At 53.9% G+C, this 26,310-nt stretch carries 24 protein-coding genes; 17 read left to right on the top strand and 7 right to left on the bottom strand.

Translation table 11 applies throughout. The features are described from left to right. Positions 1-155 precede the first annotated feature (155 nt). Together mrcB and hrpB are read right to left on the bottom strand one after the other, a co-directional pair. On the bottom strand, positions 156-2,696 hold the full coding sequence (mrcB, locus tag OGV80_RS05435) for a bifunctional glycosyl transferase/transpeptidase (protein WP_075145190.1): 2,541 nt from the start codon (positions 2,694-2,696) through the stop codon (positions 156-158). 136 nt (positions 2,697-2,832) lie between these two features. Next, complete coding sequence (hrpB, locus tag OGV80_RS05430) at positions 2,833-5,262, bottom strand: ATP-dependent helicase HrpB (RefSeq protein ID WP_286513961.1); 2,430 nt, start codon at positions 5,260-5,262, stop codon at positions 2,833-2,835. A 73-nt stretch (positions 5,263-5,335) separates the two neighbouring features. Between hrpB and thpR the strand changes: the two genes are divergently transcribed. From thpR to panD, 15 genes are all read left to right on the top strand, one after another. Continuing rightward, positions 5,336-5,866 carry an RNA 2',3'-cyclic phosphodiesterase gene (gene thpR, locus OGV80_RS05425; RefSeq protein WP_043018465.1) on the top strand — a complete coding sequence of 177 codons (531 nt, stop codon included), beginning with the start codon at positions 5,336-5,338 and terminating at the stop codon, positions 5,864-5,866. A gap of 15 nt (positions 5,867-5,881) precedes the next feature. Continuing rightward, positions 5,882-6,586: a DNA/RNA nuclease SfsA gene (gene sfsA / locus OGV80_RS05420; protein WP_043018464.1), complete on the top strand. Its 705-nt coding sequence runs from the start codon at positions 5,882-5,884 to the stop codon at positions 6,584-6,586. 177 nt (positions 6,587-6,763) lie between these two features. Next, positions 6,764-7,219, top strand: a complete 456-nt coding sequence (gene dksA, locus OGV80_RS05415) for an RNA polymerase-binding protein DksA (RefSeq protein WP_003018625.1) — start codon at positions 6,764-6,766, stop codon at positions 7,217-7,219. A gap of 70 nt (positions 7,220-7,289) precedes the next feature. Next, positions 7,290-8,186 (top strand): tRNA glutamyl-Q(34) synthetase GluQRS, encoded by an 897-nt coding sequence (gluQRS, locus tag OGV80_RS05410; RefSeq protein WP_193146019.1) that lies wholly within the window; start codon positions 7,290-7,292, stop codon positions 8,184-8,186. Between the two features lie 71 nt (positions 8,187-8,257). Then, a complete protein-coding gene (gene pcnB, locus OGV80_RS05405; RefSeq protein ID WP_204363990.1) occupies positions 8,258-9,655 on the top strand; it encodes a polynucleotide adenylyltransferase PcnB in 1,398 nt (465 codons plus the stop codon). 51 nt (positions 9,656-9,706) lie between these two features. After that, the gene (folK, locus tag OGV80_RS05400) at positions 9,707-10,198 is read left to right on the top strand and encodes a 2-amino-4-hydroxy-6-hydroxymethyldihydropteridine diphosphokinase (RefSeq protein WP_286513958.1); all 492 of its coding nucleotides are present in this window, start codon (positions 9,707-9,709) and stop codon (positions 10,196-10,198) included. A gap of 361 nt (positions 10,199-10,559) precedes the next feature. Next, positions 10,560-11,153, top strand: a complete 594-nt coding sequence (locus OGV80_RS05395) for a fimbrial protein (protein ID WP_286513955.1) — start codon at positions 10,560-10,562, stop codon at positions 11,151-11,153. A gap of 176 nt (positions 11,154-11,329) precedes the next feature. Beyond that, complete coding sequence (locus OGV80_RS05390) at positions 11,330-12,064, top strand: fimbrial chaperone (RefSeq protein WP_286513952.1); 735 nt, start codon at positions 11,330-11,332, stop codon at positions 12,062-12,064. A 30-nt stretch (positions 12,065-12,094) separates the two neighbouring features. Next, complete coding sequence (locus OGV80_RS05385) at positions 12,095-14,731, top strand: outer membrane usher protein (RefSeq protein ID WP_502873990.1); 2,637 nt, start codon at positions 12,095-12,097, stop codon at positions 14,729-14,731. Next, the gene (locus OGV80_RS05380) at positions 14,718-15,284 is read left to right on the top strand and encodes a fimbrial protein (RefSeq protein ID WP_286513950.1); all 567 of its coding nucleotides are present in this window, start codon (positions 14,718-14,720) and stop codon (positions 15,282-15,284) included. The genes OGV80_RS05385 and OGV80_RS05380 overlap by 14 nt, the downstream gene beginning before the upstream one ends. Before the next feature lie 14 nt (positions 15,285-15,298). Next, positions 15,299-15,913, top strand: coding sequence for a fimbrial protein (locus tag OGV80_RS05375; RefSeq protein ID WP_286513948.1), 615 nt, complete (start codon positions 15,299-15,301; stop codon positions 15,911-15,913). Between the two features lie 11 nt (positions 15,914-15,924). Beyond that, on the top strand, positions 15,925-16,509 hold the full coding sequence (locus tag OGV80_RS05370) for a fimbrial-like protein (RefSeq protein WP_220771672.1): 585 nt from the start codon (positions 15,925-15,927) through the stop codon (positions 16,507-16,509). 146 nt (positions 16,510-16,655) lie between these two features. After that, positions 16,656-17,450 carry a 3-methyl-2-oxobutanoate hydroxymethyltransferase gene (gene panB, locus OGV80_RS05365; protein WP_043018455.1) on the top strand — a complete coding sequence of 265 codons (795 nt, stop codon included), beginning with the start codon at positions 16,656-16,658 and terminating at the stop codon, positions 17,448-17,450. Between the two features lie 11 nt (positions 17,451-17,461). After that, positions 17,462-18,316, top strand: coding sequence for a pantoate--beta-alanine ligase (panC, locus tag OGV80_RS05360; RefSeq protein WP_043018454.1), 855 nt, complete (start codon positions 17,462-17,464; stop codon positions 18,314-18,316). Between the two features lie 95 nt (positions 18,317-18,411). Then, complete coding sequence (panD, locus tag OGV80_RS05355; RefSeq protein ID WP_000621526.1) at positions 18,412-18,792, top strand: aspartate 1-decarboxylase; 381 nt, start codon at positions 18,412-18,414, stop codon at positions 18,790-18,792. A 6-nt stretch (positions 18,793-18,798) separates the two neighbouring features. On the opposite strand, the gene OGV80_RS05350 is transcribed toward panD, so the two are convergent. The 4 genes from OGV80_RS05350 to OGV80_RS05335 all read right to left on the bottom strand — a co-directional run bounded on the left by OGV80_RS05350 (position 18,799) and on the right by OGV80_RS05335 (position 22,327). Continuing rightward, entirely contained in the window at positions 18,799-20,028 is a 1,230-nt protein-coding gene (locus OGV80_RS05350) for a polysaccharide deacetylase family protein (protein ID WP_286513942.1), read from the bottom strand. A gap of 61 nt (positions 20,029-20,089) precedes the next feature. Continuing rightward, complete coding sequence (locus OGV80_RS05345) at positions 20,090-20,530, bottom strand: PTS sugar transporter subunit IIA (RefSeq protein ID WP_043018452.1); 441 nt, start codon at positions 20,528-20,530, stop codon at positions 20,090-20,092. A 103-nt stretch (positions 20,531-20,633) separates the two neighbouring features. Beyond that, positions 20,634-21,404, bottom strand: a complete 771-nt coding sequence (locus tag OGV80_RS05340; RefSeq protein WP_008786229.1) for an ABC transporter permease — start codon at positions 21,402-21,404, stop codon at positions 20,634-20,636. Further along, complete coding sequence (locus OGV80_RS05335) at positions 21,401-22,327, bottom strand: ABC transporter ATP-binding protein (RefSeq protein WP_286513941.1); 927 nt, start codon at positions 22,325-22,327, stop codon at positions 21,401-21,403. The genes OGV80_RS05340 and OGV80_RS05335 overlap by 4 nt, the downstream gene beginning before the upstream one ends. A 108-nt stretch (positions 22,328-22,435) precedes the next feature. On the opposite strand from OGV80_RS05335, the gene can reads away from it, so the two are divergent. Further along, positions 22,436-23,098 carry a carbonate dehydratase gene (gene can, locus OGV80_RS05330; RefSeq protein ID WP_043018450.1) on the top strand — a complete coding sequence of 221 codons (663 nt, stop codon included), beginning with the start codon at positions 22,436-22,438 and terminating at the stop codon, positions 23,096-23,098. 69 nt (positions 23,099-23,167) lie between these two features. Here the strand turns inward: can and hpt are convergent, their stop codons facing one another. Beyond that, positions 23,168-23,704 carry a hypoxanthine phosphoribosyltransferase gene (hpt, locus tag OGV80_RS05325; protein WP_042312274.1) on the bottom strand — a complete coding sequence of 179 codons (537 nt, stop codon included), beginning with the start codon at positions 23,702-23,704 and terminating at the stop codon, positions 23,168-23,170. 203 nt (positions 23,705-23,907) lie between these two features. Between hpt and OGV80_RS05320 the strand changes: the two genes are divergently transcribed. After that, positions 23,908-26,298, top strand: a complete 2,391-nt coding sequence (locus tag OGV80_RS05320; protein ID WP_286513940.1) for a glucose/quinate/shikimate family membrane-bound PQQ-dependent dehydrogenase — start codon at positions 23,908-23,910, stop codon at positions 26,296-26,298. Positions 26,299-26,310: the final 12 nt, after the last annotated feature.

Here is a 26,310-nt window from a genome sequence, read left to right as displayed (position 1 = left end):
GATCTACAGCAAATTAGTCGCATACGCGAAGGCAAGCGCAGACATTCAGCACGCAGAGAGAAAATGAAAAGAGAGGGAAAGGTGCCAGCAACGCGTGGGGGAAGTCCCCCACACCGGCCTGTGCCGATGCGGGGGAAGAACAGTTAAAACCAAAATCAGTTACTGCCGAACATGTCCTTAATCCAGCCAGCGACACCGTCGCTATCTTTCTTCTCCTGCTGCGGCGGTTGTTGCTGTTGCTGCTGTTGTGGCTGCTGCTGCGGCGTTGACTGATCGAACGGATTCCCCGACTGCTGCTGCATTTCACCCTGCTGACACAGTGAATCCGGATCGGTGGTCCACACCGGGAGCGTACGCATCCCGCCGCTACATACGAAGTTGCCGTCGTAGTCCACGCCCATATCCACCACATCTTCCGGCGGCGTCAGCACCAGCGGTGTCGGCGTCTGGTTCGCCAGATAACGCTGATAAATCGACATCGCGCCGCTGGCGCCGTACAGCTTGGTTGGCTGGTTGTTATCACGGCCAACCCAGGTAATGGTCACCTGGCTGCCGTCAATCCCGGCAAACCAGGTATCCACGTTGTTGTTGGTGGTCCCGGTTTTCCCTGCCAGATGCAGCCCTGGATACTTCGCGCCAAGCTGGCGACCCGTACCACGCTGAACCACCTGCTGCATGGTCCACAGCGTCATATACGCCGCCTGCGCCGGAACGGCGCGCTCGGCCTGCGGGAAGCTCTGGTACAACACCGTACCATCTTCAGCAATCACCGAACGCAGCGCTGACAGCGGCGCGCGGTTCCCGCCACTGGCGATAGTCTGGAACGCCTGTGCTACTTCGATTGGCGTCAGGTTCAACGCGCCAAGCAGCATGGCCGGAACCGGGTTAAGCTGATCTTTCGGCGCGCCCAGCTTCAGCCAGGTGTCGGTCACAGCAGGCAGGCCCAGCGCCATCCCCAGATTTACCGTTGGCACGTTCATCGAGCGCGTTAACGCATCCACCAGCATCACTTTTCCGCTTTCGCTATAGCGACGGTCATCGTTCTGCGGCGACCACACCTGGCCGTTCGGCTGACGCAGCGCAATCGGCGCATCGGCAATCCAGGTATTGAGACGGTACAGCTTCGGCTGACTGAGCGCGGTCAGATAGGTCGCAGGCTTGGCCAGAGAGCCAATCGAACGACGCGCCTGCATCGCACGGTTATAGCCCGCAAACTGCGGTTCTGCTCCGCCGACCATGGCGCGAACTTCACCGCTAAAGCGGTCAACCACCACAATCGCCGTTTCCAGATCGCTCAGCTTACGCTGTTTCTTCAGCACCGGAATACCTTCCACCGCCGCTTTTTCTGCGGCGTCCTGCGCCACGGAATCAAAGGTGGTGAAGATTTTCACGCCGGAGAGATCTTTAACTTTATCGCCCAGCTTCGCCTGTAGCTCCTGACGCACCATCTGCATAAACGCAGGCTGCGGGGAGATCACCCCACCACGCGGCTGTACGCCCAATGGACGCGCGCTCAGCATGTCATACAGATCCTGGTCGATAATCTGCTGCTGTTGCAGCAAACGCAGAACCAGGTTACGACGCTCCAGCGCCAGCTTCGGGTTACGCCATGGGTTGTAGATCGACGCCCCTTTAACCATCCCTACCAGCAGCGCCTGCTGGTCGAGGCTCAGTTCTTCCACCGGGCGACCGAAATAATAGAGGCTCGCCAGCGGGAAGCCGCGGATCTCGTTATCACCGCTTTGACCGAGATAGACTTCGTTCATGTACAGCTCAAGAATACGATCTTTGCTGTAACGCGCGTCCATGATCAGCGCCATATAGGCTTCGTTGGCTTTACGCCAGTAAGAGCGTTCGCTGGAGAGGAACAGGTTTTTCACCAACTGCTGAGTCAGCGTACTGGCCCCCTGTACCGTACGACCCGCCGTCAGGTTCGCCAGCACCGCACGACCAATGGAATAGAGGCTGATACCGTCATGTTCATAGAAGTGACGGTCTTCGGTCGCCAGCAGCGTATCCACCAGCAGATCCGGGAAGCCGCTACGCGGAACAAACAGGCGCTGCTCGCCGTTAGGCGAAGAAAGCATGGTGATCAGACGCGGATCGAGACGGAAGAAACCGAACTGGCGGTTGTTATCCATATTCTCGATGGTGTCCAGATGATCGCCGTCAAAGGTCAGACGCGCGCGCACCTGCCCTTCTTTGCTGTCCGGGAAGTCAAACGGACGACGGATCATCTCGATGCTCTTCGCCTGCACGGTAAATTCGCCCGGACGCGTCATCTTCGTCACCTGACGATACTGCGTAGCCTCCAGCAGCTTCACCATCTCGTTCTTACCGATAGGCATTTCTGGCTCAAGGTTAACCATACGGCCATATACCGCCGCAGGAAGCTGCCAGACTTTGCCATCAATACGGCTACGGATTTTTTGGTCCAGATACACGCCGTAAATGGCGATCAGCACCAAAAAGACAATCGACAGTTTTACCAGCAGCCAGAACCAGCCGCGCTTACCACGAGGCTTACGCCCTTTGCCCTTACCCTTACGCGGCATCGGTTCTTCATCCTCATAGTCATCATCATCATAATCGTCGTCATACTCTTCATCTCTGAGTTGACGACGGCTCACCTTTTGTTTCACCGGACGCGATGGTTTCCCTTTACGTCCAATTGGCTCGCGGTCATTCCCCGCCATGCTTTTTCTCCGCAACATTCAGGCGCAAGGGCCCGATTCTCTGTTCTTCCGTCCTGCGACAGAAGAAGAAATCTCTCAATTATTACCGCTCTTTCGCCGGATGCGGCATAAACGCCTTATCCGACCTACCGTTTCATTACGAATACTTTTTGGTGCGCCGCGTTGGCGCGGTATTCGCCGGATCGTCCGGCCAGACATGTTTGGGATAGCGCCCTTTCATCTCTTTTTGCACCTCGCGGTACGATCCCTGCCAGAACGCGCTCAAATCACTGGTCACCTGTAGCGGTCGCTGGGCAGGAGACAGCAGTTCCAGCACCAACGGTATGCGTCCCTGGGCGATGGTTGGGGTCTTCGCTTCACCAAACATTTCCTGCATCCGCACCGCCAGTACCGGAGGATTATCCTCATGATAGCGAATGGCGATCCGGCTTCCCGTCGGCACAGTGTAATGCGCCGGCAGTTCACTATCCAGACGTTGCAGCATTGACCAATCCAGCAAACCGCGCAACGCCTGAGCCACATTTAGCGCTTTTAACGCGCGTAACGAGTGCACACCGCTCATGTGCGGCAGCAGCCAGCTCTCCAGCGACGCCAGCAGAGAGTCCTCATCTACCGCGGGCCAGTCATACTCTGGCAACCAGTTTGCCGCGCATTGCAGACGCAGGCGAAACTGCTCGGCTTCCGGCGTCCAGTTGAGCACACTGAGTCCTTTATCGCGAATGCCGTTCAACATCGCCTGGTGCAACTCCTCTTCCGAGGGTTTGGCCAGCGGCTGTACTTTTACCGTTAGCTGACCAATGCGCGACCGACGCAATGCCTTTAACGTTCCCTGAGTCTCATCCCATTCGATGGTGTCGGACTGTTGCAGCAGTTCAGGACATGCCTGCATCAACGCCTCGATATCCAGCGGCAAGGCCAGCAGAATACGCGCATCCGGCGAAGCGCTGCCCTGCAGTAACAACGGTGCTATCAGCCATTCATGGCGTCCTGAGGCGTCATCAGCATCCAGCATTGCCCCCATACCGTTGGCCAGTTGATAGCGCCCTTCCTGCCCGCGTCTACGCGCGATCCGATCGGCAAACGCCTGCGCCAGCAATGAGGGGAGCAGCGCGCTGTCGGGGTGTCCGTTGCGAACGTTAAGCCGTTTCAGCAATTGTTGACTGCGCTGCTGCCAGGCAGGCTGATTTCGTGAAAACGCCACAGCCAGATCGGTACTGCCGCCGCGCGGCGGCTCTTCCAGAATCGCAGCCAGTTTCGCCGCCGTTGCCGCTTCATCGTCATTGTTGGCGCTAACCAGCATAGCCGCTAAACGGGGGTCGTTACCCAACGCCGCCATTTTCTGCCCCGTGGCGCTGAGCCTGTCGCCTGCAAGCGCGCCCAGCATCTGCAGCAGCCGTTTTGCCGCCTGCAGGTTGATAGTGGGCGGCGCATCCAGCCAGTTCAGTTGCTCGGGGTCAGTGCATCCCCATTGCAGCAACTCCATCAACAGCCCGGACAGGTCGCACTGTAATATCTCCGCGTCTCCCTGCGCCGCCGCTCTTTCCGCCTGCTCTTTAGCAAGCAGATGCAAACAGATACCGGGCTCCAGACGCCCTGCACGACCCGCTCGCTGGGTCATTGAAGCCTGACTGATGCGCTGGGTAATCAGCCGCGTCAAACCGGTACGTGCGTCATAGCGCGCCACGCGCTCCTGGGCGCAGTCCACCACCAGCCGGATACCTTCAATCGTTAAGCTGGTTTCGGCAATATTGGTCGCCAGCACCACTTTGCGCTTACCTTGCGGCGCGGGCAAAATCGCCTGACGCTGTTCGGCAAGCGTCAATGCGCCATACAGCGGGCACAGCACCACATCGCTGCCTACACGCGTTGCCAGCTGCTCCTGCACGCGCAGGATTTCGCCAACGCCCGGTAAAAACAGCAGCAGCGACCCGCTTTCATGGCGCAGTAGCTCTGCTGTTGCTATCGCCACCGCTTCATCAAAACGCAGATGCGCCGCTAACGGTTGAAACCGCCGCTCAACGGGAAATGCGCGGCCTTCAGAGACGATCGTCGGCGCATCGGGCAACATCTGCTGCAAACGCCCGTTGTCCAGAGTGGCGGACATAATCAACAGTTTTAAATCGTCACGCAGCCCTTGCTGTACGTCCAGCAACAAAGCCAGCGCCAGGTCGGCCTGCAGGCTCCGCTCGTGAAATTCGTCGAGGATCACTAACCCAACACCCGCCAGTTCGGGATCGCGCTGGATCATGCGCGTCAGCACACCTTCCGTTACCACCTCCAGTCGGGTCTGCTGCCCTATGCAGCTTTGCGCGCGCATGCGATACCCCACGGTCTCGCCAGGCTTTTCATTCAGCAATTCCGCTAACCGCTGCGCCACGTTGCGCGCCGCCAGACGGCGCGGCTCCAGCAGAATAATCCGTCCCTTGATCCCGCGATGCTCAAGAAGCCGCAACGGCAGCCAGGTCGATTTCCCGGCCCCGGTCGGTGCCGTCAGCAGAACCTGCGACGAGGCATCAAGGGCGGTAAGCAGTTCAGGCACTACGGCGGCAACGGGCAACGACGTCACAAATGGCTCCAGAGGGTTAACATTCTTCGCGCTGCATTGTAGCATCGCGTTAATTCATAACCGAGTATCCATCATGTCTGAGCCAAAAAGGCTGTTCTTTGCGATTGAATTGCCAGGCGAGGTTCGGGAGCAGTTAATCCACTGGCGGGCCGCGCAGTTCCCCCCAGAAGCGGGTCGTCCCGTGGCCGCCGATAATCTGCATTTGACGCTGGCCTTTTTAGGCGATGTCAGCGCGGAGAAACAGCAGGCGCTGTCGCAGCTCGCGGGGCGTATTCGCCAGCCGGGTTTTACGCTCAAGTTCGATGATGCCGGGCAATGGCTGCGATCCAGGGTCGTGTGGCTGGGAATGCGTCAGCCGCCGCGCGGGCTGCTGCAACTGGCGAATATGCTGCGGGCGCAGGCCGCACGCAGTGGGTGCTACCAAAGCCCGCAGCCGTTTCACCCGCATATCACGCTGCTGCGCGATGCCGGCCACGCGGTTCCCATCCCCCCACCGGGCTTTGGCTGGTCGTTTCCGGTCACGGAATTTGCGCTTTACTCCTCCTCATTTGCACGAGGACGCACGCGTTATACACAGCTGCAACGCTGGACGCTGACTGAATAATTAAAGGGACTGCTGATGCAATTTTCTCCACCTTTACAACCGGCTACGCTCATACAGCGCTACAAGCGCTTTTTAGCGGATGTGATCACACCGGATGGCACTGAGTTAACGCTACACTGCCCAAATACCGGCGCGATGACCGGATGCGCAACCCCGGGTGACACCGTCTGGTATTCGACATCAGAAAATACTAAACGGAAATATCCACATACCTGGGAATTAACGCAAACCCAATCCGGGGCATTTATTTGTGTTAACACACTGTGGGCCAATAGATTAACGAAAGAGTCGATTCAGCAGGCGTTAATTTCGGAAGTTTCAGGCTACAGCGTCTTGAAAAGCGAAGTAAAATACGGCGCCGAAGGGAGCCGCATCGACTTTTTGTTGCAGGCGGATTCCCGACCAGACTGCTATATTGAAGTGAAATCAGTCACGTTGGCGGAAAAAGATCAGGGTTATTTTCCCGATGCCATCACTGAACGAGGTCAGAAACATCTTCGGGAATTGATGAGCGTAGCGGCCGAAGGCAAGCGGGCGGTGATATTTTTCGCGGTGCTGCATTCAGCCATTACACGGTTTTCACCCGCGCGCCATATCGATGCAAAATATGCGCAATTATTAGTTGAAGCACAGCTTAAGGGGGTAGAAATTCTGGTTTATAAAGCGGAACTTTCTGCCCATGGTATGACTCTTAAAGAGCCGTTGCCCATTACCTTGTAATGGTGTAAACATTTGGTTAATTAGTATTCTGGGCGCGTGGGCAAATACGCTTTTCCTCACAGGGTTGTCAAGTGTTACGTTTAGATAATTGCTATCCGGAAAAGCATCTGCTATTTATAGCGACCTGATTTTTCCCCCGAACATGGGGATCGATAGTGCGTGTTAAGGAGAAGCAACATGCAAGAAGGGCAAAACCGTAAAACATCGTCCCTGAGTATTCTCGCCATCGCTGGGGTGGAGCCGTACCAGGAGAAACCGGGCGAAGAGTATATGAACGAAGCCCAGCTGTCGCACTTCAGGCGTATTCTTGAGGCATGGCGTAATCAACTTAGGGATGAAGTTGATCGCACCGTATCTCATATGCAAGACGAAGCGGCTAACTTCCCTGATCCGGTGGACCGCGCCGCACAGGAAGAAGAATTCAGCCTTGAGCTGCGTAACCGTGACCGTGAGCGCAAACTGATCAAAAAGATCGAGAAGACGCTGAAGAAAGTGGAAGACGAAGATTTCGGCTACTGCGAATCATGCGGCGTAGAAATTGGTATTCGCCGTCTGGAAGCGCGTCCGACAGCCGATCTGTGCATCGACTGTAAAACGCTGGCAGAAATCCGCGAAAAACAAATGGCAGGTTAATTCCGGTCATTTTTACCACGTTTACTACAGGCGGGAGCATCTCCCGCCTTATTATTTGTTAGTCCGCAAAATGAGCGATTCACACTATATTGGCCGCTTCGCCCCTTCCCCCTCCGGCGAACTGCATTTCGGTTCACTGATTGCCGCCCTCGGCAGTTACCTGCAGGCTCGTGCCCGGCGCGGAATCTGGCGAGTACGCATTGAAGATATTGACCCCCCTCGTGAAGTTCCCGGTGCTGCAGATACGATTCTGCGTCAGCTGGAACATTACGGACTGCACTGGGATGGCGACATTTTGTGGCAATCCCAGCGCCATGACGCCTACAGAGAAGCGCTCGCCTGGCTGCATCAGCAGGATCTGAGCTATTACTGCACCTGTACGCGCGCGCGTATTCAAAGCGTCGGCGGCATTTACGATGGTCACTGCCGTGAGCTGCGCCACGGGCCTGAACAGGCCGCAGTTCGCATTAAGCAACGCCATCCGGTAATGCAGTTTACGGACCAGTTGCGCGGCGTGATTCAGGCCGACCCACAGCTTGCAGGCGAAGATTTTATTATCCACCGGCGCGACGGACTGTTTGCCTATAACCTCGCGGTGGTGGTAGATGACCACTTCCAGGGCGTAACCGAGATTGTGCGCGGCGCCGATCTTATCGAGCCAACCGTACGGCAGATTTCATTGTATCAACAGTTTGGCTGGCAGGCGCCGGACTATATTCATCTGCCGCTGGCGCTTAACGAGCAAGGCGCTAAACTTTCCAAGCAAAATCATGCACCTGCATTGCCGAAAGGCGATCCGCGTCCGGTGATTGTCGCCGCGCTGCGCTTTCTCGGCCAGCGCGCCGATCTTCCGTGGCAGGAGATGCGCGTGGAGCAGATTCTGGCATTTGCAGTGGAAAACTGGAGCCTGACAGCAGTGCCAGAATCGGCGATATTAAATCCGCCATTCTCAAATGCGCCATGCTGAGCTATGATTAGCCGCTATTTTTACACAGCAACACTTGTTCTGATTGAAGTTTGACACTACCGAGGTGCACTATTTTTACCCGAGTCGCTAATTTTTGCCGCAAGGTGCTAAGCCGCGAGGAGCGCGAGGCCGAGCTTGCCGTCGCCCGTCCACATATGACGGTAATCCCGCGTGAGCAGCACTCTATCTCCCGCAAAGATATCAGTGAAAATGCCCTGAAGGTAATGTACAGGCTCAATAAGGCCGGATACGAGGCATGGCTGGTTGGCGGAGGCGTACGCGATCTTTTGCTGGGCAAAAAGCCGAAAGATTTTGATGTCACCACTAACGCTACGCCAGATCAGGTGCGAAAACTGTTTCGTAACTGTCGCCTGGTCGGTCGCCGTTTCCGTCTGGCCCATGTCATGTTTGGCCCGGAAATCATCGAAGTGGCGACTTTCCGCGGTCATCATGAAGGCAGCGAGTCCGATCGCACAACTTCCCAGCGCGGACAAAACGGCATGCTGCTGCGCGACAACATCTTCGGCTCCATTGAAGAAGATGCCCAGCGTCGCGACTTCACGATTAACAGCCTGTATTACAGCGTGGCCGATTTCACCGTGCGCGATTACGTCGGCGGCATGCAGGATCTCGAAGAGGGCATCATTCGCCTGATCGGTAATCCGGAAACGCGCTATCGCGAAGACCCTGTGCGTATGCTGCGCGCCGTGCGCTTTGCCGCCAAGCTCGACATGCGTATCAGCCCGGAAACCGCAGAGCCGATCCCGCGTCTGGCAACGTTGCTTAACGATATTCCCCCCGCACGCCTGTTCGAAGAAGCGCTTAAGCTGTTACAAGCGGGCTATGGGTATGAAACCTATAAAAAACTGCGTGAGTACAGCCTGTTCCAGCCGCTGTTCCCAACTATTACGCGCTATTTCACCGAAGACGGTGACAGCCCGATGGAACGCATCATCGCCCAGGTACTGAAGAATACCGATAACCGCATTCATAATGATATGCGCGTTAACCCGGCGTTCTTGTTCGCCGCCATGTTCTGGTATCCGTTACTGGAAGCCGCACAGAAAATTGCGCAGGAAAGCGGTCTGGCCTACTACGACGCTTTCGCGCTGGCAATGAACGACGTGCTGGACGAAGCCTGCCGCTCGCTGGCTATACCAAAACGTCTGACCTCGCTGACCCGCGATATCTGGCAGCTGCAGCTACGCATGTCTCGTCGTCAGGGTAAACGCGCCTGGAAGCTGATGGAGCATCCGAAGTTCCGCGCCGCTTACGATCTGCTGGCCCTGCGCGCCGAAGTAGAAAACAATGCCGAACTGCAACGACTGGCGAAATGGTGGGGTGAATTCCAGGTTTCAGCGCCGCCGGAACAAAAAGGCATGCTGAACGAACTGGATGAAGAGCCAGACGTACGCCGTCGTCATCGTCGCCCGCGTAAACGCGCGCCGCGTCGCGAAGGTTCCGCATGACCCATCACGTATACCCAATGGATTTCGGGTTGCATCAAGGCGGTGACGCAGATGCAGCCTGAAACACGACGGGTATATATCGCCCTCGGCAGTAACCTCGCTTCCCCGCTGGAGCAGGTTAATGCTGCCGTCAAAGCGATTGGCGACATTCCCGACAGCCGCATCGTGGCAATCTCCTCGTTTTACCGCACACCGCCGTTAGGTCCGCAGGATCAACCAGACTACCTGAACGCCGCCGTGGCGCTGGAAACCGCCCTCGCCCCCGAAGCATTGCTGGACCATACTCAGCGTATTGAACTGCAACAGGGCCGCGTGCGCAAAGCTGAACGCTGGGGGCCACGCACGCTGGATCTCGACATTATGCTGTTTGGCGACGAAGTGATTACCACCGACCGTCTGACTGTGCCGCACTACGACATGAAAAACCGTGGTTTTATGCTGTGGCCGTTATACGAAATTGCGCCAGAGCTTATCTTCCCGGATGATCAACAATCACTTGCGTTGCTCGTCCAGCAAACTTCCCCCTGCCCTGCACGCTGGTAGCAGCGTTATATAAAAATTTTAACTACGAAAATACTTTTCATATAAATTAAACTACATTTTGTTTTTAGCAAATTTAATTTATACACGCTATCACACCATAACCCATGCAAAATAATTATTATTAAAGAATAATTATTGATTAGTTTTCGTACGCCATCACTCAAAACCATATCCTGTAAAAATATAACCCCAAAAACCAAATAAGACTTTCCCCAAAATAATGCCAAAATAAAATGATTTCATAAAATCTATAAACCCAAATTATTTTACAAAACATTACTAACAGTTAGAATATGTCCCTGCTATTTATTATAGCAAAATAGCAATTATCTAATATTTCAAGTCCTGTAAGGATACAGTAATGAAAAAAGCAATTTTGGCAGCAGCCATGGTTATGGCAATGGGCTCAACTTCAGCAATGGCAGCGGATCAGGGCGGCCAGCTTAATTTTCACGGTTTAGTGAGCGCAACAACCTGTTCTAAAGTCGTTTCCACCAGCCGTGGCGATGAATCCACCGACGGTAATATCTATCTGCGTACTGCGACCCCAGGTGATATTACCACTGAAGTCGCTGATACCACTTACGGCGCACTCGAAGAACCGTTCACTATCATTCTGAACTGTAAAGATGCATCCGAAGTCGTTGGCGGCACCACCGTTGCAAAACTGTCAATGGTCTCTTCTTTTGGCAATACCAAAGGGACTCTGAATAACGATACCAACCTGACTGCCGCTGGCATGGCTGCTGCGAAGAACGTAAACATCGCGATTCATGACGCAGACAAAAAGACCCTGATGAAAGTTGACGGCGCAGACGTCCACGATGCCACCTTCGATACCAGCAAAGTCGCTACTTACCACTTCGTGGCTTCCTACGTGAAAGCGGTACTGGCTGATGACGTAACCCCTGGTCACGTTACCACTAACGCAATGTATACCTTTACCTATGAGTAATCGTTTTTTAACGATGAAATAAACAGGTAATAAGACGATCGTTAATAGCGCCATGTAGTATTCAGGATTCATTTTCTATTAACGCGTCGCGTAATAACGGGGTGGTGATGACTACAGCAATCACTCCCCCGTCATTGATTTATAAACATACAACTATTTACAGGCAAGGAATGCTCATGTTGAATTTTAAGAAAACGCTTACCACATTGGTACTTGCAGGAAGCTTATTTAGTAATATCAGCCATGCCGATATCATTATTTCCGGCACGCGCATCATTTATGATGAAAATAAAAAAGATGTCAGCGTCCGCCTGGAAAACAAAGGTACCCGCCCGTTGCTGGTACAAAACTGGATTGACCTTGGGAACGATAATGCCGATCCGGGCAGTATTAAGGCCCCATTCGTCTCCACTCCTCCGGTTTCACGTATTGAACCCAAACGCGGTCAATCCGTAAAAATCATGTATACCCAGGCCACCGCATTGCCAAAAGACCGCGAAAGCGTGTTCTGGTTTAACGTGCTGGAAGTACCGCCTAAAGCCGACACCAGCAAAGAAGAAAACAAAAACTTGCTGCAGTTGGCCTTCCGTACTCGCATCAAATTGTTTTATCGCCCAGCGGGTTTACAGGGCTCGCCTGCCGAAGCCACCAAACAGTTGAAGTGGCAGATGGGGAATGAACAAGGCAAAGCAGCCGTGCAGGTGAATAACCCAACCCCTTACTACGTTTCGTTTAATGATGCCGTCGTTACGGTTGGCGGAAAACGCTACACCGTCGACGCCACCATGGTCGCACCTCTGAGTAAAGCATCCTTCAGCGTGAAAGGTCTGCAAAACGCCACCTCAGGCAAGCTGGACTACCACGCCATTAATGATTACGGCGGCATGATCGAAGGTTCCGTTTCTCTGTAATCGATTAATCAAAACGCAGGATAAAAGACGGTGCAAAACGTTCCTCATAAAAAAAAGATGCCGAAAAAAACGCTGCTGGCGGTTTGCTGCGCACTGTTTTATAGCCAGTCGGGTTTAACCGCCGAAAGCGTTGAATATGACAGCTCATTCCTGATGGGGAGCAGTGCCTCAACGATTGATATCAGTAAATACGCCGATGGCAACCCAACGCCAGCGGGGATCTACAATGTAAAGGTTTACGTTAACGAAAAAGCGGTCGCCACCCTGTCGATACCGTTTATTGATACCGGCAAAAAAAGTGCGCAAGCCTGCCTGACGTCGAAGAATCTGGCGCAGCTGCATATCAAACAGCCTGAACTCTCCGGTGAGCAAGCCATTCTGAAGAAAGGCAATGAAGAAGAGGAAGACTGTTTAAATCTTCCGGCGCTCATCGATCAGGCAAACGTGAGCTTTGATATGGGCGAACAACGTCTGGATGTCTCCATTCCACAGGCGTGGCTGATCAAAGGTTATTCTGGCTATGTTGAACCGTCCCTGTGGGAAAGCGGTATTCCAGCTGCGTTGTTGTCCTACAACCTTAACGGCTACCACAGCACCAGCGATGGTACTGATAACGACAGCCTGTACGCCGCATTTAACACCGGTATCAACCTCGGCGCATGGCGCCTGCGCGCCAGCGGCAACTATAACTGGACGAAAGATGGCGACAGTAATTTTGACTATCAGAACCGTTATCTGCAGCGCGACCTTCCGTCACTACGCTCACAGCTGATCGTCGGTGAAGCCTATACCACCGGCGAAACCTTTGACTCGGTGAATATTCGCGGCGCGCGTCTGTATAGCGACACCCGCATGCTGCCTTCGCAGTTGGCTAACTACGCGCCGATCATCCGCGGCGTCGCCAACACCAACGCCAAAGTGACCATCACTCAGGGCAGCTACAAGATTTATGAAGCGACCGTCCCGCCCGGACCTTTCGAAATCAACGATATCAGCCCGTCCGGCTACGGTAGCGATCTGGTCGTCACCATCGAAGAAGCCGACGGCAGCAAACGCACTTTCTCTCAGCCGTTCTCTTCGGTCATGCAGATGCAGCGTCCGGGCGTCGGGCGCTGGGATCTGAGCGTCGGTGAAGTCAATAACGACGAACTTCACGACAAGCCCAATATGGCGCAGGGTTCGTACTACTACGGTCTGAACAACGTGCTGACGGCCTACACCGGCGTTCAGGCCACGGATAATAACTATCTTGCAGGGCTCTTCGGCCTCGGCCTGAACACGTCCTTTGGCGCGCTGGCGGTCGACGTGACCCACTCGCGCGCGGAAATCCCTGACGACAAAACCTATCAGGGTCAAAGCTATCGCGTAACGTGGAACAAACTGATTGAAGCGACCGATACGTCGTTCAACGTCGCGGCTTACCGCTATTCGACGCAAAACTATCTCGGCCTGAATGATGCTATCGAGCTTATCGACGACGCCAAATTCAAAGGTGAAGATGCCGAGCAGGACACCATGAATAACTTCTCGCGCATGAAGAATCAGGTCACCGTCAGCATGAACCAGCCTTTGCAGTCGGCTGAGGTTGATTACGGTTCATTTTATCTGTCAGCCACCTGGACCGACTATTGGGCGAGCAATGAAAGCCGCAGCGATTACAGCCTGGGCTACGGGAAAGGCTTCTCCTGGGGCAGCATGAGCATCAACCTGCAGCGCACCTGGGATGAAGAAGGCGAGAAGGATGATTCGCTCTATATCAACTTCAACATACCGCTGGCAAACCTGCTGGGCGGTGAACATCGCCGCTCAGGCTTCAATAACCTGAGCACCCAGATGCGTACCGATTTTAACGGTGGGCATCAGCTCAGCATGAACAGTAGCGGCAGCAGCGAAGACAGCAAGTTCAACTACAGCGTCAATACCGGCTACACCATGCAAAAAGAGGGTAAGAACATCTCTGATGTCGGCGGCTACACCAGCTACCAGTCGCCGTGGGGTGATATTTCGGCCTCTGCCTCCGCCAATAACGACAGCAACCGTCAGTACTCGCTTTCCACCAATGGCGGCTTTGTACTGCACAGCGGCGGACTGACCTTCTCCAGCGACAGCTTCAACAACAGCGATGCCATCGTGCTGGTGAAAGCCCCTGGCGCCAAAGGCGCCAAAATTAACGGCGGCAGCAGCACCATTGACCGCTGGGGTTACGGCGCAACGAACTCGCTGACGGCCTACCGTGAAAACCAGGTCAACCTCGACATTGACACAATGGATAACGACGTCGAGCTCAAGAGCACCAGCGCCACCCTGGTTCCACGCGATGGCGCGGTCGTTTTCGCCAGTTTTGAAACCGATGAAGGACGTTCAGCCATTCTCAACATGACGCGCGACGATGGTAAAACCATTCCATTCGGCGCTGAAGTCTACGAGAACGACGTGCAGATCGGCAATATGGGCCAGGGCGGCCAGGCATTTGTTCGCGGCATTAGCGACAGCGGCGAACTTACGGTGCGCTGGTTTGAAAATAACCAGCCCGCTACCTGTACGGCAACCTTCCAGTTGCCTGCAACACAACAGAAGGTCGGCGCCAGCCAGACTCTACTGTTAGACAACATTACGTGTCGTGTCATTAACCACAATACAAATGGAATCCCCAATGAAAAGGAATAAGCGCTTTTTAGCTGCCTCCGTACTCGCGGTACTTTTTCCGCTGACCACCCAGGCGGAAACAGTGAACGTCGACTTCACCGCGACCGTACTGGGCACCACCTGTAACATGACCATTGCCGCGCTGGATGGTTCATCCGTTTCCGGCGACGCAACCAACGGCTTTAAGTTAACGGTGGGCGACGTCGGTCTGGATAAGATCGTCAAAAAATCGGCGGAATCGCAGAAGAACTTTAAGTTTGTCTCCAGCGACTGTGCCGGTTCAATGACCAGTATCACCACCACACTGGCGACATCCGCTTCCGCCAGCGGCAATTTTATTAAAAATGAATCTTCCGATACCGGTGCCGCCACCAATATCGGTATGGGCTTTAAGCGTAAAAGTACCAGCGGCGAAACCTATTTAACGCCGGGGTCCGGCACCCTCACCTGGTCTCCTGAAGAGCGCAACAACAACGCCCTTGAAATGACCGTGGCGCTGCGCGAACTGACGGATGGCGCGGGCACCACCGGCGCATTCAGCTCCAAAGCGACCTTTACCTTCACTTATCAATAACAGGGACGATGATAATGAAAAAACAATTTTTGCGCGGGTTAATTTTTGGCGCACTGGCAACGATGGGTACGGGCGTTTCCACCCTGGCGCAGGCCGACGGCACGGCAAGCCTGGATTTAACCGTAGAGGCTAATATCACCGCCGGCACCTGTTCAGCATCGGTGGTTGACGGCGAGACCGCCACCAACACCATTGGCTTTGGTAATGTCTATATCTCTGAAGTTTTTGCAAAAACAAAAGTGAAACCGTTTAAGCTGCGTTTTAGCGAATGCGCAGGATTAAAAGATAAGACAGCGACTGTCGTATTAGATCATGCCGCAAGCGGTGGTGGTTGCGCTGGCGGAAATGGTCAAAATGCTGAATTTGCGAATATGTCATCATCCGAAAGCAAAGCAGCCAAGGTCGCAGTAGAAGTGTGGACCACCGAGACACCAGCAGGTACAAACAGTGTGCAATTACATTGTTATAACAAAAATGCCCAAACAGTGGATCTGAGTGCAGCGACGTCTACCACCCCAGTGGATTTCCCGTTAAGTGCTCGTATGGCCCCGGTAACTGGCTCGGCACTCAATACGCTTACCGCCGGTGATTTCTATTCACCAACCACGTTCACCATTACTTACCAGTAACGGTAATCGCCATGATGCGTTTGCGTAGATTCACACTCTCCGCGTTAATTCCAGGGCTGGCAACAGCCCTGGTTGTTGGGCCGCTGTATGCCGACACCAACGTGGATTTCACCGCCACCGTGCAGAAGGATACCTGCCAGATAGAAATTAATGGCAGTGGAACGGTAAATTTCGCAACCGTAGGTCCCGCCTATTTCGCTGACGGCATTTCCGCCGAAAGCGACTATAAGGGGGGAGAAGAGTTCTCCATTAAGCTCCTGAGTTGCCCGGTCAGCGACGGAGCCATGACCAATGTGACGTTTGAATTCACGCCGCAAAGCGGGCAGTTTGCCGCGGGCAATCAGCAGGTGTTTGCCAACGAGCTTATTCAGAGCGCAGGCGGAGCAGACAACGTAGGCGTGGTGATCTTTACCACGGACGCCCCGCGTAAGAATGTGTTGAATACGGATGGCACATCGCGAGCAACCTTTAACGCAACGGCCTACAGCGATACCAGCTGGACCTTTTACTCCAGAATGCAAAAAATCCTTGATAGCGGCACGGTGACGCCAGGTGAGTTAAGCAGCCGTGTGTTAGTGAATGTAAAATACGAATAACGCCACGGTCCGTTCACAACAGCCAGTTCCCTAAACATATTCCCGACGGAACACCGTCGGGAATTCCCACAAAGGGCTAACGCTTTTCTGCTTCATTCCCCTACAATGCGCCCATTCTATTCATCAATATTATGGCCGGAGAGGTTATGAGCAAACCCACTACTATCGCTGTGCTGCAGAAATGCAAACAAGAGAAAAAGCGCTTCGCAACAATCACTGCCTACGACTATAGCTTTGCTAAACTGTTCGCCGATGTTGGCCTCAACGTGATGCTGGTTGGCGATTCGCTGGGCATGACGGTACAGGGGCACGACTCCACCCTGCCGGTCACCGTGGAAGACATTGCCTACCACACCCGCGCCGTGCGCCGTGGCGCGCCCAACTGCCTGCTGCTCTCCGACCTGCCGTTTATGGCTTACGCCACTCCGGAGCAGGCATTTGAAAACGCCGCCATCGTGATGCGCGCGGGCGCGAATATGGTCAAAATCGAAGGTGGCACCTGGCTTACGGATACCGTAAAAATGCTCACCGAACGCGCGGTGCCGGTTTGCGGTCATCTGGGATTAACCCCCCAGTCGGTGAATATCTTCGGCGGCTATAAAATTCAGGGTCGCGGCGACGCCGGACAGGTACTGCTGGACGACGCGCTGGCCTTAGAAGCCGCCGGCGCTCAACTGCTGGTGCTGGAGTGCGTGCCGGTTGAGCTGGCGAAGCGCGTCACTGAGGCGCTGTCGATTCCGGTTATCGGTATTGGCGCAGGTAACGTCACCGACGGGCAAATCCTGGTGATGCACGATGCGTTTGGCATCACCGGCGGTCATATTCCAAAATTCGCGAAAAATTTCCTTGCCGAAGCGGGCGACATGCGCGCCGCAGTGCGGCAGTATATGGCTGAAGTGGAGTCCGGCGTTTATCCGGGCGAAGAACACAGTTTCCATTAAGGAGTCAAGGTGTGTTAATTATCGAAACCCTGCCGCTGCTGCGCCAGCATATTCGTCGTCTGCGTCAGGAAGGCAAACGCGTCGCCCTGGTTCCCACCATGGGCAACCTGCACGATGGCCATATGAAGCTGGTCGATGAAGCAAAAGCCCGGGCCGATGTGGTCATCGTCAGCATTTTCGTCAACCCGATGCAATTTGACCGGCCGGACGATCTGGTGCGTTATCCGCGCACGCTGCAGGAAGACTGCGAAAAGCTGAACAAGCGCAAAGTCGATTATGTATTTGCCCCAGCCGTGGAAGAAATCTATCCGCAGGGTCTGGAAGGCCAGACTTTCGTTGATGTTCCCGGCCTCTCCACCATGCTGGAAGGCGCCAGCCGTCCAGGCCACTTCCGTGGCGTTGCCACGATCGTCAGCAAGCTGTTTAACCTGATCCAGCCAGATATCGCCTGCTTTGGTGAGAAAGATTTCCAGCAGCTGGCGCTGATCCGCAAAATGGTGGCGGATATGGGTTATGACATTGAGATCGTCGGCGTGCCGATTATTCGCGCCAAAGACGGTCTGGCGCTTAGCTCGCGTAACGGTTATCTGACCGCAGAGCAGCGTAAAATTGCGCCGGGTTTGCACAAAGTGATGAACGGCATCGCTGAAAAACTGATTGCGGGTCATCGTGAGCTGCAAGAGATTATTGCCATTGCCGAGCAGGAACTGAATGAAAAAGGCTTTCGCGCCGACGATATTCAGATTCGTGATGCCGACACCCTGCTGGAGCTGACGGAAACCAGTAAACGCGCGGTGATTCTCGCCGCCGCCTGGCTGGGTCAGGCGCGCCTGATCGATAATCAAAGCGTTACATTAGCCCAGTAGACACGGGTTAAAAATCAGGCAATACTGCCTGAGAATTTCTCAAAGCAGGCCACTCGCGCCTGCTTAGCCAAGGTAAACGACAGGGTATAGAAGTTATGATTCGCACCATGCTGCAAGGCAAGCTCCACCGCGTAAAAGTTACGCAGGCGGACCTGCACTACGAAGGCTCCTGCGCCATCGACCAGGATTTTCTCGATGCCTCTGGTATTCTGGAAAACGAAGCTATTGATATCTGGAACGTGACCAACGGTAAACGTTTCTCAACCTATGCGATTGCGGCTGAACGCGGCTCCAGAATCATCTCGGTGAACGGCGCGGCGGCGCACTGTGCTGAAGTTGGCGACATTGTGATTATCGCCAGCTTCGTCACCATGTCTGATGAAGAAGCCCGTACCTGGCGTCCGAAAGTCGCCTACTTTGAAGGCGACAACGAGATGAAGCGTACCGCGAAAGCCATTCCGGTACAGGTTGCCTGACAGCCCTTACCCCTGCGGCTGATTGACTATCAGCCGCGACATCGTCTCCAGCGAATCCGTTCTTAAAATATAAAGTCTTTTCAATAAGAACGGATTATCCCCCGGCTTAACCTTCCCTCTCACCGTGGTGACCGCCATGTGGAATCCCGCGTCGCCAGCCGCTTTTACCGCCGTAGCGTTATAACCGCCAAACGGATAGGAAAGATACAGGACGTGAGGATTGAACTGGGACAGCGCCCGGCGCGAACGGGCAAAATCAAACAGAATGTTGTGATAGCTGCGACTCAAAAGGATTGGCCGGTGATTGGCATCCACCCGATGTAAAAAATGAGTATGCGACTGGAAGTCGAACACGTCGCGGATCTCGTTCAGTTCAGAAAGGCTCATAAACTGCAGCGATTTCGGATCCCACTTCTGCGGGTGGCGCTTGATGCGTGAGGAGATGATAAACGCCGTTGCCTTCATGCCGTGCTGCTTCAGAATCGGGTAAGCATAACGGCTCACCGACTTCAGCCCATCATCAAAAGTCAGCACCACCGCCCGCGCCGGGAGGTTCATGTTGTTGCGGATATAGCCTTCCAGTTGGTACATCGTCAACGTGGTATAGCCGCGGTCCTGGAGCCAGGCCATCTGGTTGCTGAAGGCGCGTACGGAGGTTGTCGTGGAGGTGTGACGAAAGCGGGTGTTCTCTTCATCGCGCAGAATATGGTGATAGGTTAACACCGGGATACCGTTGTCTTCCTGCGCATCCAGCGCGCTAATGTAGGCCAGTCTGCCGCCGATGCGGATCTGGTACCAGGTCTGGTTGAGACGGTCTTTAAGCTTACTGATTATGGGATAGCGCAGATTATCCGCCAGCACGCCAAACGGGGCGCTACCCACATCCGGAGCATTATAAACCGGGGTATCTTTCCAGGTCACCAGGCTTTGATTGCTGAGGGGTTTATTGAGATCGCCCAGACCATCGTCAACTTTCTGCCGCCCCTGAACCGGCTCCAGATGTCCCTTATCAATAAATCCGGTGCCAAAACCAAAGGTAAATTCGTAATAGTCTGCCGCGATGGGCTCAACGGCAAGGATCTGCCCGGCGCGAATATTCCCGACCGTCACCATCTTATTGCCAATCTGCGCCCATACGGCGGCCGCTTCGGTGGTTTGCATATAGCGAGCAGGCAAAGCCGCGGCGACGCTGCCAGAGAACAGGAGCACTACAACAAGCAGAACGCGAATAACCATATGAGATAACCGAGGCGAGAAACCCCGGCTATTGTAGCAAAAGCGCCATCAATACCAATGATTAATACTCATACAAATCATGCTTCAATACGAACGGGGGATTTTTCTGTTGTTGGTGCCACAGGCTAGAGACTTCAGGCCCGCCAAGCGCGACGATGCAATCGCGAAACGCAGAACTGCTCATCGATTCCCGCGACGATATCATTCGCTCAAGCAATGGATAGCTGATACCTGAAATCACTTCACACTGGGAATGTTTGTGGCTCATTAACGAAGCGACGCGGTAAGGCGCGGCCCCGGCCATATCCGTCAGGAAGATCACGCCCTCGCCTGAGTCGGTGGCATGCAGGGCATGACACATCATGCGGCTTAGCATATTCGAACTGAGTCCACGCCAAAAGCTTACCGCCTGGCATTGGACCAACGGGCCGTACTTTTTCTCCAGACGATGCAGCATGTCCTGTGCCTTATCGTCATGACAGGTAATTACCCAACCTAACATTGCCTACCTCCTTAGCAGGCAAGTAGTTTATCAGGGTGATAAATCGGTAATGGTGATAAGCATCAAAAGTCTTCCTCTCCCGGCCAGGGAGAGGAAGAAAGAATTAGCTACGCAGGCCGCGTCCGCGCTGAATCAGGTACCAGCACAGCAGGTAAAACGCCGCAATGAATACCACCAGCACGCCAAACGTGGTGACCAGCGGAACATCATGAATACCCAAGAAGCCGTAGCGGAAACCGCTAATCATGTAGACAATCGGGTTCAGATGCGACAGTCCCTGCCAGAACGGCGGCAGCAGCGTTAACGAATAGAACACGCCACCCAGATAAGTCAGCGGCGTCAGCACGAAGGTCGGGATCAGGCTGATATCGTCAAAGGTTTTAGCGAAAACCGCGTTCAACAATCCGGCCAGCGAAAACAGCACCGCCGTCAGCACCAGCGTGAGCGCCACAAAGACCCACGAGTGCACCTGGAACGGCACGAAGAACAGTGAGATAGCGGTGACCAGAATGCCTACGCACAGGCCGCGTGCCACGCCGCCGCCGACAAAACCGGCGATGATCACGTGCGTCGGCACCGGGGCGACCAGCAGTTCTTCAATATTGCGCTGAAACTTGGCGCTAAAGAATGACGATGCCACGTTAGCGTACGAGTTGGTGATCACCGCCATCATAATCAGCCCCGGCACGATAAACTGCATGTAGCTAAAACCGTGCATTTCACCGATACGCGAGCCGATCAAATTACCGAAGATAATAAAATAGAGCGTCATGGTAATGACCGGAGGAACCAGCGTTTGGATCCAGATCCGCATAAAGCGGTGGATCTCTTTCGCCCAGATGCTTTTCAGCGCTACCCAGTAAAGCTGCATCATGCGCGATCTCCTTGTTTTTCATGCACCAGGGAAACAAACAGTTCCTCCAGTCGGTTCGCCTTGTTGCGCATACTCAATACCTGTACCCCCTGGGCGCTCAGCTGTGAGAACACGCTGTTGACCCCCTGTTCACGCAGAACTTCCACTTCCAGCGTGGAGGTATCCACCAGCCGGTACTGATAACCTTCCAGTTTTGGCAGCGGGCTTTTCGGCGCCAGATCGAGAATAAAGGTTTCGGATTTCAGCTTGGAGAGCAGGCTTTTCATCGAGGTATTTTCCACCAGCTCGCCGTGCTGAATAATGCCGATATTGCGACACAGCATTTCCGCTTCTTCGAGATAGTGGGTGGTCAGAATAATGGTGGTGCCTTTATCGTTTAAATCCTTTAAAAAGCCCCACATTGAACGGCGCAGCTCAATGTCGACACCCGCCGTCGGTTCATCCAGGATAAGTAATTTTGGCTCGTGCATCAGCGCCCGGGCAATCATCAGACGGCGCTTCATCCCACCGGAAAGCATGCGCGCGCGCTCGTTACGTTTTTCCCACAAGTCGAGCTGTTTTAGATATATTTCGCTACGCTTAACGGCTTCTTTATGCTCAACGCCGTAGTAGCCTGCCTGGTTGACCACGATCTGCTGCACGGTTTCAAACGGGTTAAAATTAAACTCCTGTGGCACCAGACCAAGCTGACGTTTAGCGTTAACCGTATCTTTATCGAGATCGTAGCCGAAGACGCTTACCCGTCCGGAAGTTTTATTCACCAGCGAACTGATAATGCCGATGGTGGTAGATTTACCTGCGCCATTCGGTCCCAAAAGCGCATAAAAATCACCCGCTTCGACTTGCAAATCTATGCCGCGTAGCGCCTGAACGCCACCGGGATAGGTTTTTTTAAGTTGTTGAAGTTCCAGAGCAATGGTCATGGTTTTTTACTTACCTTACGTTCTGACATTTTATATATAGTTTAATTAATGCTGGAGTTACCCTATATTAGCCCATCGAATTTATCTGGCTTCGGGTCGTACAACTCCATGAAAGACATAGATACACTCATCAGCAACAATGCACTATGGTCAAAGATGCTGGTAGAAGAAGATCCCGGATTTTTTGAAACCCTGACACATGCGCAGAATCCGCGTTTTCTATGGATTGGATGTTCCGATAGCCGCGTTCCCGCTGAGCGTTTAACCGGTCTTGAACCGGGTGAACTGTTTGTTCACCGTAACGTGGCCAACCTGGTTATTCACACCGACCTGAACTGTCTCTCAGTGGTTCAGTATGCGGTGGATGTGCTGGAAGTGGAACATATTATTATATGCGGCCACTATGGATGCGGCGGCGTCCAGGCGGCTATTGAAAATAAAGAACAGGGGCTGATTGATAACTGGTTACTGCATATTCGCGATATCTGGTTCAAACACAGCTCACTGCTGGGCGAAATGCCGCAGGAACGTCGCATGGACACCCTGTGCGAACTTAATGTCATGGAGCAGGTGTATAACCTGGGCCACTCAACGATTATGCGTTCAGCCTGGAAGCGCGGTCAGAAAGTTACCATTCACGGCTGGGCTTACGGTATTCATGATGGCCTGCTGCGCGATCTGGACGTCACCGCCACCAGTCGCGAAACGCTGGAGCAGCGTTATCGCCAGGGGTTGTCTAACCTTAGTCAGAAACACATCAACCATAAATAATGTGACATTGCCGGGAGGCGGCTACGCCTTACCCGGCCTACAAACCTGCGCCACCAGGCGCTCCCGACATTACTCGTCCAGCAGCACCACTTTGCCAACGTACGGCAGATGGCGATAACGCTGGGCATAGTCAATGCCGTAGCCGACAACAAACTCATCTGGAATAGAGAATCCGATAAACTCAACCGGAACATCCACTTCGCGACGGGAAGGTTTGTCCAGCAGCGTACAGATAGCCAGGGATTTCGGCTCGCGCAGGCTCAGAATCTCACGCACTTTGGACAGCGTGTTGCCGGAGTCGATGATGTCTTCAACAATCAGCACGTCTTTGCCACGAATGTCTTCATCCAGGTCTTTCAGGATTTTAACATCGCGCGTGGTAGACATGCCGCTGCCATAGCTGGATGCAGTCATGAAATCGACTTCGTGGGAGACATGCACTTCACGGCACAGGTCCGCCATAAACATAAATGAGCCGCGTAACAGACCAACCAGCACCATATCGCTGCCGCTGTCCTTGTAACGTTCATTAATTTGACGTCCCAGTTCAGCAATACGCGCTTTGATCTCCGCTTCCGGGATCATGACTTCAACAGTATGTTTCATATCTCTAACCATATGATTTAAAAACAAATCACTTAATGCTTACTTTTAATAAGCCAGCATCTAAGCGCAAGGCACGCAGTATACCAGCAAAAGCATTCATACGCGGCATCTGTTGATAAAGTTCATAATGTGACAATGGTCACGCGTTTTAGCTCCTATAATTAACTGCTATTAAAGAAATAACACATGTGATGGTATTTTTTATGGCAAATAACAACGTACGTTCTCAACGGCTTATCGTGACCCTGAGCGCCGTGTTCGCGGCACTTTGTGGACTGTATCTCCTGATTGGCGGAGGCTGGCTCGTCGCCATTGGCGGCTCCTGGTATTACCCGATCGCGGGCCTCGCCATGCTCGGTGTGGCGCTTCTGTTATGGCGCAGTAAACGCTCTGCCCTTTGGCTGTATGCCGCCCTGCTTCTCGCCACCATGATTTGGGGCATATGGGAGGTCGGCTTTGATTTCTGGGCGCTGACGCCGCGTAGCGACATCCTGGTCTTCTTTGGTATCTGGCTTATCCTGCCTTTCGTCTGGCGTCGCCTGATTATCCCTTCCAGTGGCGCAGTAGCGGGGCTGGTGGTGGCCCTGCTGATTAGCGGCGGTATCCTGACCTGGGCTGGCTTCAACGACCCACAAGAGGTTCACGGTATGCTGAGTGCTGATGCCACCGAGGCTGAGGCTATCTCTCCGGTTGCCGATGAAGACTGGCCGGCTTACGGTCGCAATCAGGAAGGTCAACGCTACTCTCCGTTGAAACAAATCAACGCAGACAACGTTCATCAGTTGAAAGAAGCCTGGGTATTTCGTACCGGGGATTTAAAACAACCCAACGATCCCGGTGAAATCACCAATGAAGTTACGCCCATAAAAGTAGGCGATACCCTTTTTCTGTGTACCGCCCACCAGCGACTGTTTGCCCTGGACGCGGCCAGCGGTAAAGAGAAGTGGCATTTCGATCCTCAACTTAATACCAATACCAGCTTCCAGCACGTAACTTGTCGCGGCGTTTCCTATCATGAAGCCAGACCGGATACGGCTTCAGCAGAGGTGATGGCCGACTGTCCGCGCCGTATCCTTTTACCGGTCAATGATGGGCGACTGTTTGCATTGAATGCCGAGACCGGCAAGCTGTGTGAAACCTTCGCCAATAAAGGCATTTTGAATCTGCAGACCAATATGCCGGATACCACGCCGGGTCTGTATGAGCCAACATCACCGCCCATCATCACTGATAAAACCATTGTGATTGCCGGGTCGGTGACTGATAACTTCTCCACCCGCGAAACTTCCGGCGTTATCCGTGGCTTCGATGTGAATACCGGTAAGCTGCTGTGGGCGTTCGACCCAGGCGCCAAAGATCCTAATTTCATCCCTTCGGATGAACATACCTTCACCTTTAACTCGCCGAACTCCTGGGCGCCTGCGGCCTACGACGCGAAGCTGGATCTGGTATATCTGCCCATGGGCGTCACCACGCCGGATATCTGGGGCGGTAACCGCACACCGGAGCAGGAACGTTATGCCAGCTCCATCCTGGCGTTAAATGCCACTACCGGGAAATTGGCCTGGAGCTATCAGACCGTTCACCACGATCTGTGGGATATGGACTTACCGGCGCAGCCAACTCTGGCGGATATCAACGTCAACGGAGAGAAAGTTCCGGTCATTTATGCCCCGGCAAAAACCGGGAATATCTTTGTGCTCGATCGCCGTAATGGTGAACTGGTGGTGCCAGCCCCGGAAAAACCGGTGCCGCAAGGGGCAGCCAAAGGTGATTATGTCAGCAAAACCCAGCCGTTCTCCGACCTCAGCTTCCGTCCGCATAAAGATCTCAGTGGCGCGGATATGTGGGGCGCAACCATGTTTGACCAGCTGGTGTGCCGTGTAATGTTCCATCAGTTGCGCTATGAGGGCATTTTTACCCCACCTTCAGAGCAGGGCACACTGGTGTTCCCGGGTAATCTCGGCATGTTCGAATGGGGCGGGATCTCTGTTGATCCTAACCGTCAGGTCGCCATTGCCAACCCAATGGCGCTGCCGTTTGTTTCGAAGCTGATCCCACGCGGTCCCGGCAACCCAATGGAACCGCCAAAAGACGCCAAAGGTACAGGCACGGAGTCCGGTATTCAGCCGCAATACGGCGTACCGTTCGGCGTAACGCTCAATCCGTTCCTTTCACCATTTGGCCTGCCGTGTAAGCAGCCAGCATGGGGTTATATCTCCGCGGTGGACCTGAAAACCAATCACGTGGTGTGGAAAAAACGTATAGGTACGCCGCAGGACAGCATGCCGTTCCCAATGCCGGTTCCGGTGCCGTTCAATATGGGGATGCCGATGCTGGGCGGACCTATCTCCACCGCGGGGAACGTGCTGTTTATCGCCGCGACGGCGGATAACTATTTGCGTGCGTACAACATGAGTAACGGTGAAAAACTGTGGCAGGGCCGTCTGCCGGCCGGTGGTCAGGCAACGCCGATGACCTATGAAGTGAACGGTAAGCAGTATGTGGTGATTTCCGCTGGGGGCCACGGCTCATTTGGTACGAAGATGGGCGATTATATCGTGGCATATGCCTTGCCGGACGACGCGAAGTAAAATGGAAAACGC

Source organism: Citrobacter sp. Ce119, from assembly GCF_030334525.1.
GTDB classification, from domain to species: Bacteria; Pseudomonadota; Gammaproteobacteria; order Enterobacterales; family Enterobacteriaceae; genus Citrobacter; species Citrobacter europaeus.
Note: the sequence above shows the minus strand (reverse complement) of the source record. Positions and strands in the feature narration are given on the sequence as shown.